Source organism: Thermoanaerobaculia bacterium, from assembly GCA_035717485.1.
Taxonomy (GTDB): domain Bacteria; phylum Acidobacteriota; class Thermoanaerobaculia; order UBA5066; family DATFVB01; genus DATFVB01.
In genome coordinates this window covers 1-7,139 of sequence record DASTIQ010000085.1, presented here as the reverse complement: position 1 = coordinate 7,139, position 7,139 = coordinate 1, and the positions used below count along the sequence as shown (strand labels likewise).

The window sequence follows — 7,139 nt, the reverse complement described above, 5'->3', positions numbered from 1 at the left end:
GTCGAGGACGCGCGGGCCGCTCTGCTCGGCGCCGCCGAAGGGGACGACCGGCTCCTCGCTTCGCCGGCGCCTTCGGTGATCGTCAAGGAGCTCGCCGATTCGGCCGTGATGCTCGAGCTGATCGTATGGGCCGGCGATCCGTCGCGGCGCGGCGCGCTGCGCGCCGAGTATCTCGAACGCGCCAAGGAGGCGCTCGATCGGGCCGGGATCGCGATTCCCTTCCCGCAGCGGGAAGTGCGGCTGATCGGAGCGGGCGCCGGTGCCTGAGACGGATCCGGCGAGCGACGCGGCGAATCCGGCGGGGGGCGAGGCCGGACGTCCCGCCGCCGGAAAGGCGGCAGATCCGGACGCCGGCAGGGCGGCGAACCCGATCGTCGCTCGTATCCTTCGCGCCGGCCGGGTCGAGTCGCTCCATCGCGGATTCGGAGCGATTTGCGACGCCTCGGGTGACCTCGTCGCCGCCTTCGGCGCTCCCGAAACGCCCGTCTACTGGAGGTCGGCCGCGAAGCCGTTCCAGGCGATGCCGTTCCTCGAGGCCGGGGGCGCCGAGCGCTTCGGGCTGACCGCCGAGGAAGTGGCGCTGACGTGTGCCTCGCACGACGCCGAGCCCGCCCACGTCGCGGCCGCGGAGTCGATCCTCGCCAAGGGCGGGTTCTCGACGGCCGACCTGCGCTGCGGCGCCCACCCGCCCTCCGACGCCGCTTCGGCCGCCGCGCTCGCCCGCGAGGGAAAGCTCCCGACGGCGATCCACAACAACTGCTCCGGCAAGCACGCCGCGATGCTCCTCGCGTGCCGCCTCTTCGGATTCGATCCGGCCACCTACGATGCCGCCGACCATCCCCTCCAGCGACGGATCCTCGAGAAGGTCGCGTTCTATTCGGGAGTGCCCGCGTCCGAGATCGAGATCGGCGTCGACGGGTGCTCGCTTCCCGTTTTCCGGCTGCCGATCTCCCGGCTCGCGGCCGCGTACGCGCGCCTCGTCGCTCCCGGCGAGATCCCCGGAGAACCGCCTTCGGCGGCGCAGGCCCGGCGACGGATGGTCGCCGCGATGACGGGGTCGCCCTTCTTCGTCTCGGGAACGGGGGAGTTCACGAAAAGGCTCCTCGAGGCGGGGAGCGGTCGCTGGATCGGCAAGGAGGGCGCGGAAGGCGTGTACGCGATCGGCGTCGCTTCCCCGCGCCTCCTCGGGATCGCCTTCAAGATCGACGACGGGTCGTTGCGGGCGCGCGCGCCGGTCGCCGTCGACCTCCTGACGCGGCTCGGCGTCTGGGAGAAGGTCCCGGAGGCGCTTTCGGGGGACGTGCGCCCCGGGCTGACGAATGCCCGGGGCACACGGGTCGGCGAGATCCTCGCGGAGGTTCCGGTCGCGGTGAGAGGGGCGCGGGAGGAGCGCCAGGAGGCGGCGGCCGGGACGAGCGTCGTTTCCCCTGCGCGCGCCACCCATCTCCGATGAGCCATCGCGACCTGTCGAGCTTTCTCGAAACGCTCCGGCGGCGGGGTGACCTCGCCACGATCCGAGAGCGCGTGTCGCCGATCCTCGAGATCACGGAGATCGCCGACCGGCTCGTCAAATCGGGAGGTCCGGCGCTCCTCTTCGAGAACGTCGAGGGGTCGGAGTTCCCGGTCGCGATCAACCTCTTCGCGTCGCGCGCCCGCATGCTCGAGGCGCTCGGCATCGGATCGTGGGAGGAGTGGGAGGAACGACTCGATTTCTTCCTCGATCCGAAGCCGCCGGAAGGGTTCCTCGGGAAGCTCCGGGCGCTCCCGAAGGTGGCGGACCTGGCGTCGGTCTTTCCCAGGACCGTCCGGAGCGCGCCCTGCCAGGAAGTCGTCGAGACGGGGGATGCGGTCGATCTCGGCCGCCTGCCGGTTCTCCAGTGCTGGCCTCAGGATGCCGGCCGCTTCATCACGATGCCGCTCGTCATCACGCGCGACCCGGCGACCGGCCGGAGCAACGTGGGGATGTACCGGATGCAGGTGTACGACCGGAACACGACCGGCATGCACTGGCAGAAGCACAAGGACGGCGCCGGGCAGGCCCGAGGCTACGCGCGCGAGGGCCGGCGGATGGAAGTGGCGGCGGCGATCGGCGCGGACCCGGCGACGGTCTTTTCCGCGATCGCTCCGCTCCCGCCCGGCGTCTCGGAGCTCCTGTTCGCCGGGTTCCTCCGCGGCGAGAGCGTGCCGGTCGTCCCGGCGAAGACCGTCGACGTCATGGTGCCGGCCGAGGCCGAGTTCGTCCTCGAAGGTTGGGTCGATCCCCGCGAGATCCGGCGGGAAGGGCCCTTCGGGGACCACACGGGCTTCTATTCGCTGGACGATGACTTCCCCGTCTTCCACGTCACGGCGGTGACGCGGCGCTCCCGTCCCGTCTACCTCACGACGATCGTGGGAAGGCCGCCCATGGAGGACGGCTTCATGGGCGAGGCCGTCGAGCGCCTGTTTCTCCCGCTCGTCCGCAAGACGATCCCCGACATCGTCGACATGGCGCTTCCCGTCGAGGGGATCTTCCACAATCTGATGATCGTCTCGATCGACAAGCGCTATCCCGGCCAGGCGCGCAAGGTGATGCACGCGATCTGGGGGACCGGACAGATGATGTTCACGAAAGTGATCGTCGTCGTCGACGCGGGCACGAATGTCCACGATCCCGCGGAGGTCGCCTGGAAGGCGCTCAACCACATCGACCCGCAGCGCGACTTCGAGTTCGCGCTCGGTCCGATCGACGAGCTCGATCATGCTTCGCGCGCCGCGTGCTTCGGGTCGCACGTGGGGATCGACGCGACGCGTAAGCTCCCGGCGGAGGGGTTCGACCGCCGCTGGCCGGACGAGATCGTCATGGATCCGGACGTGAAGCGAAAGATCGACATCCTCTGGCCGCGGATCTTCCCCGGAACCTGACCGGCCCGCGCTTCCGCAGTCCTGGCGCGCACGAATCTTGCTTTTGTGCGCGGCGGAGGAAGTGTGGCGGGAAGGGTCGCATCTTCGGTCCTGGGTCCGGCCGGTCCACAGGCGCAGGCGATCGCCGGCCTCTGGTGGCTGATGCTCGCGATCTGCGGAACGATCTTCCTGGTCGTTCTCGCGCTCCTCCTCGTCGCGATCGTCCGGCGCCGCGGAGAGGAGCCGGAGCGCCGCCCGGGAGCGCCGGCCGCCGAGAGACGCCGGCGGGCGGCCGTCACCGTGGGAGCGTCGGCGACGGCGGCGATCCTCGTGATCTTCCTGCTCGCGAGCATCTCGACGGGACGGACGGCCTCTCCCGAAGAGGACCCCGGGGGCGAGCTGACGATCGACCTGTACGGCCACCAGTGGTGGTGGGAAGTCCGTTACCCCGCCTTCCCTCCGTCGGATTCGGCCCTCACCGCCAACGAGATCCACGTTCCGGTCGGACGGATGGTCCTGCTTCGCGCGACGTCGCGCGACGTCATCCACAGCTTCTGGGCGCCCAACGTGGACGGAAAGAAGGATCTGATCCCCGGGCGCTGGACGCTGACCCGGTTCCGCGTCGATCGCCCCGGAGTGTTTCGAGGGCAGTGCGCCGAATATTGCGGCGACCAGCACGCGCACATGGCGTTCCTCGTCGTCGCGGAGCCGGAACCGGATTTCGAGGCGTGGCTCGCCGCCCAGCGCGCTTCCGCCGTCGAGTCCGCCGGAGCGGTCGAAGATCGCGGCCGCCTCCTGTTCCAGGCGTCCTCCTGCCCGATCTGCCACGCGATCCGGGGGACGCCGGCGGCGGGGTCCCTCGGACCCGATCTCACGCACTTCGGCGGGCGCGCCACGATCGGGGCGGCGACGCTCGCCAACGATCCGGCCCACCTCGCGGGGTGGGTGCTCGATCCGCAGAAGATCAAGCCGGGGGCGGCGATGCCGCCCAACGCGCTCTCGGGGCCCGACGCGGCGGCGCTCGCCGCCTACCTGGAGAGCCTCCGGTGAGTCCGACTCCGGGCTCCGCGCCGCGACCCGGCGAACCGGCGCCCGCGCCGCCCCCGCCGGGCCACCTCGCCCGGCTGCGGGAGACGTGGAGCGAGCCGCCGGGCGTGCTCGGCTTCTTCCGGACGGTCGGCCACAAGGAGATCGGGAAACGCTACGTCTTCACGGCATTCTTCTTCTTCCTCCTCGGCGGGATCCAGGCGGCGCTGATGCGGATCCAGCTCGCGGTCCCGGAGAACCATTTCCTGTCGCCCGACCGGTACGACCGGTTCTTCACGACGCACGGGAGCACGATGATGTTCCTGTTCGCCGTCCCCGTGATGGAAGGAATGGCGGTCTACTTCGTCCCCCTCATGGTCGGCACGCGCAACGTCGCTTTTCCGCGGATGAACGCGTTCGGCTACTACCTGTACCTGATCGGCGGGCTCTTCCTGTACACGGGGGTGTTCCTCGGAGCGGGGCCCCAGGCCGGCTGGTTCGCCTACACGCCGTTGTCCGAGCGGGCCTTCACTCCCGACAAGGGGGTCGACATCTGGTCCCAGATGATCACGTTCACGGAGATCTCGGCGCTCGTCGTCGCGATCGAGCTGATCTCGACGATCTTCAAGCAGCGGGTTCCCGGAATGTCGCTCCACCGCGTGCCGCTCTATGTCTGGTCGATGCTCGTGACCTCCTTCATGATCCTCTTCGCGATGCCCGCGGTGATGATCGCGAGCGGGTTCCTCGCCACCGACCGGCTCGTCGCGACGCAGTTCTTCATCCCGTCGTCGGGCGGCGACCCTCTCCTCTGGCAGCATCTCTTCTGGTTCTTCGGGCATCCGGAGGTCTACATCATCTTCATCCCCGCGCTCGGATTCGTCTCGACGATCGTCGCGACCGCCGCGCGGCGGCCGGTCTTCGGCTACACCGCGATGGTCCTGTCCCTCGTCGCGACGGCGTTCCTCGGCTTCAGCCTGTGGGTCCACCACATGTTCGCGACCGGCCTCCCGCAGATGGGATCGAGCTTCTTCACGGCCGCGAGCATGATGATCGCGGTTCCGAGCGGCGTTCAGATCTTCTGCTGGATCGCGACCCTCTGGGGCCGGCGGCCGAAGCTCACGGCCTCGCTCCTGTTCGTGCTCGGGTTCGTCTTCATCTTCGTGATCGGCGGGATGACGGGGGTGATGCTCGCTTCGGTCCCGCTCGACCTCCAGGTCCACGACACGTTCTTCGTCGTCGCGCATTTCCACTACGTCCTCATCGGAGGCGCGGTCTTCCCGCTCTTCGGAGCGATCTACCACTGGTTCCCGAAGTGGACGGGCCGCCGGATGTCGGAGACTCTCGGCCGCTGGAATTTCGGCCTCTTCTTCGTCGGCTTCAACATGACGTTCTTTCCGATGCACATCCTCGGGCTCCACGGGATGCCCCGGCGGGTCTACACCTACCGCCCCGAGACGGGATGGGGGGCGCTCAATCTCCTCGCCTCGATCGGGGCCGCCGTGATCGCGGCGAGCGTCGTCGTCTTCGTCGTGAACGTCCTCCGGAGCGCGAGGCGCGGCGATCCCGCGGAGAACCCGTGGGACGCCTCGACTCTCGAGTGGGCGGCCTCGTCGCCCCCCGAGCCGTACAACTTCGAGCGGCTGCCGGTCGTCGAGGGTCGGGAGGCGCTCTGGTGCCGGTCCCCCGAGGCGCCCGTGGTCACCGGGATCCGCGACGACCGCCGGCAGATCCTCGTCACGCGCCCGCTCGACGCGGAGCCGGACCATCGGCCGACGCTGCCGGGCCCCTCGATCTGGCCCTTCTTCATGGCGCTCTCGGTCGGCGTCGGTCTCACCTGGGGGATTTTCCAGGCGCGTGCGTTCGTCGTCTCCGCGGTGCTCTCGGCGATCTCGATGACCGCCTGGTTCTGGCCGAAAGGGGAGCCGCAGCCGCCCTCCCGCGAGGGGAACGCGTGAGCGCCGGCGTCGACGTCGGCCGGCTTCCGGAGCACGTCTACGACCATCGCGCGCTCGTCGTCTGGGCGAACCTGGGGCTGATCGCGATCGAGAGCACGACCTTCGCGATGGTGTTCTGGAGCTACTTCTACTACCGGATGATCGCCCGGGAGTGGCCGCCGGCGGGTCTCGCCCTCCCGGACCTCCGCTGGGGGCTCGCGAACGTCGCCGTCCTGCTCGCGAGCTGCATTCCGTTCCGGATCGCGGAGAAGGAAGCGAGCAAGGGTCCGGCCGGGAACAAGCGCCGGATCGTCGGGGGGCTCGCCGTGAACCTCCTCTTCGGCCTCGCCTTCGTCGTCCTGCGCGTGCTCGAATTCCGGGGCCTGGGCTTCCGCTGGAGCGTCAACGCGTACGCGTCGGTGAACTGGGCGATCCTGGTGCTCCACGGCGGCGACACGCTCGCGTCGGTCCTCGAGACCGCGGTCGTGATCGCGGTTTTCCTGCTGACGTCCCCGAAGGAGAAGGACTTCACCGACGTCCGCGCGGACGCGTTCTTCTGGTACTTCCTCGTCGCCGCCGGGATCGCCTCGGCGGCCGTCGTGTACGGCGCTCCGAGGCTCCTGTGAGCGCGGTCGGCCGACCGGCAGCCGGCTGGGCCGGCGTCCTCCTCCCGCCGATCTCGTGGCTCGCCGATCTCACGCTTTCCGACTCGCTCGTCGGGGAGTCGTGCGTGCGCGGGAACCGCGCGCTGCTCCACGGCGCGACCCTGCTCGCGATCGCGGGCGCCGGCGCGGGGGTCGCGATCGCGTTCGCGAACTTCCGCCGCGCCCGGCAGGATGCGTCGGCGCGCGGCCGCGTCGCGCGGTTTCTCGGGCTCGGAGGAATGGCCCTCGGCGCCATGTTCCTTCTCGCGATTCTCGCCATGCAGCTTCCGAAGCTCATGCTGGGACCCTGTGCGCCGTAGCGCCCTCGTCGTGCTCTTCGCGCTGTCGGCCTTCCCCGCGGCCGCGCACGAGGCCGGGCGGCGCGCGCCGGCGGCGTGGTCGTTCGCTCCCGCCGTCGTCGCGGGGCTGGCGATCTCGGCCGCGATCTACGGGCTGGGGGTTCGAAGGCTCTGGCGGCGGGCGGGAACGGGCGCGGGAGTGAGCGTCGCCGCGACGGCCGCGTTCGCGGCCGGATGGATCGCGCTCGCGGCCGCGCTCGTTTCGCCGATCCACGAGCTCGGCGAGGCGCGGCTCTCCTGGCACATGGCGCAGCACGAGCTCCTCATGCTCGTCGCGGCGCCGCTCCTCGTGCTCG

Annotated in this window: 8 protein-coding genes; all 8 read left to right on the top strand. The window is 70.1% G+C overall.

The features are described 5' to 3' along the window. Positions 1-267: mechanosensitive ion channel family protein (locus VFS34_04480; protein ID HET9793697.1), on the top strand; the 267-nt coding region annotated here is incomplete at its 5' end. Further along, a complete protein-coding gene (locus tag VFS34_04475) occupies positions 260-1,453 on the top strand; it encodes an asparaginase (GenBank protein ID HET9793696.1) in 1,194 nt (397 codons plus the stop codon). The genes VFS34_04480 and VFS34_04475, both read left to right, overlap by 8 nt. Then, positions 1,450-2,901, top strand: coding sequence for a menaquinone biosynthesis decarboxylase (locus VFS34_04470; GenBank protein ID HET9793695.1), 1,452 nt, complete (start codon positions 1,450-1,452; stop codon positions 2,899-2,901). Before VFS34_04475 ends, VFS34_04470 begins: the two co-directional genes overlap by 4 nt. Positions 2,902-2,964: 63 nt before the next feature. Further along, positions 2,965-3,930, top strand: coding sequence for a cytochrome c oxidase subunit II (coxB, locus tag VFS34_04465; protein ID HET9793694.1), 966 nt, complete (start codon positions 2,965-2,967; stop codon positions 3,928-3,930). A 104-nt stretch (positions 3,931-4,034) separates the two neighbouring features. After that, on the top strand, positions 4,035-5,861 hold the full coding sequence (ctaD, locus tag VFS34_04460; protein HET9793693.1) for a cytochrome c oxidase subunit I: 1,827 nt from the start codon (positions 4,035-4,037) through the stop codon (positions 5,859-5,861). Beyond that, positions 5,858-6,466 carry a cytochrome c oxidase subunit 3 gene (locus VFS34_04455; GenBank protein HET9793692.1) on the top strand — a complete coding sequence of 203 codons (609 nt, stop codon included), beginning with the start codon at positions 5,858-5,860 and terminating at the stop codon, positions 6,464-6,466. The genes ctaD and VFS34_04455 overlap by 4 nt, the downstream gene beginning before the upstream one ends. Then, on the top strand, positions 6,463-6,804 hold the full coding sequence (locus VFS34_04450) for a hypothetical protein (GenBank protein ID HET9793691.1): 342 nt from the start codon (positions 6,463-6,465) through the stop codon (positions 6,802-6,804). The genes VFS34_04455 and VFS34_04450 overlap by 4 nt, the downstream gene beginning before the upstream one ends. Beyond that, on the top strand, positions 6,794-7,139 hold a 346-nt coding region (locus VFS34_04445; GenBank protein ID HET9793690.1), incomplete at its 3' end, for a cytochrome c oxidase assembly protein. The genes VFS34_04450 and VFS34_04445, both read left to right, overlap by 11 nt.

Excerpts from the sequence above, each read along its gene's own strand:
- VFS34_04470 (HET9793695.1), top strand. The coding sequence starts at position 1,450 with ATGAGCCATCGCGACCTGTCGAGCTTTCTCGAAACGCTCCGGCGGCGG.